This is a genomic window from Mycobacteroides franklinii, from assembly GCF_001853795.1.
Lineage (GTDB): Bacteria > Actinomycetota > Actinomycetes > Mycobacteriales > Mycobacteriaceae > Mycobacterium > Mycobacterium franklinii.
The window spans coordinates 1-499 of the sequence record NZ_MLIK01000012.1; the positions used below are offsets into that span (position 1 = coordinate 1).

The following is a 499-nucleotide window of genomic DNA, read 5'->3' on the forward strand; positions in this document are numbered from 1 at the left end:
ATCCAGGTGCCGCTGTTCATCAACACCGGCGACAAGCTCAAGGTCGACACCCGCGATGGCAGCTACTTGGGCCGCGTGAATGGCTGACCATGCCTGACCGCCGTGGCGACCGGGGCCGGCACCAGGCCCGCAAGCGCGCCGTGGATCTGTTGTTCGAGGCCGAGGCACGGGGCCTGACGCCGGAGGCGGTGGCCGACGGCCGGGCCGCGCTGGCCGAGGACCAGGCCGAGGTCACCCCCCTCAACCCCTACACGGTGTCGGTGGCCCGCGGTGTCACCGAACACGCCGCCCACATCGACGATCTCATCTCGGCGCACCTGCAGGGGTGGACGTTGGAGCGGCTGCCCGCCGTGGACCGTGCCATCCTGCGGGTGGCGGTCTGGGAGCTGCTGCACGCCGAGGACGTACCCGAGCCTGTCGCGGTGGACGAAGCCGTCGAGCTGGCCAAGGAGCTGTCCACCGATGAGTCACCCGGATTCGTCAACGGCGTGCTGGGTCA

Annotated in this window: 1 protein-coding gene and 1 pseudogene; both read left to right on the forward strand. The window is 70.1% G+C overall.

Annotated features, from left to right (window positions below; translation table 11 throughout):
• Window positions 1–87 (forward strand): annotated as a pseudogene (locus tag BKG76_RS24285) (elongation factor P); the annotation flags it as partial.
• Between the two features lie 2 nt (window positions 88–89).
• Window positions 90–499, forward strand: a 410-nt coding sequence (gene nusB, locus BKG76_RS07075; protein ID WP_070937006.1) for a transcription antitermination factor NusB, incomplete at its 3' end; no start/stop codon positions are given.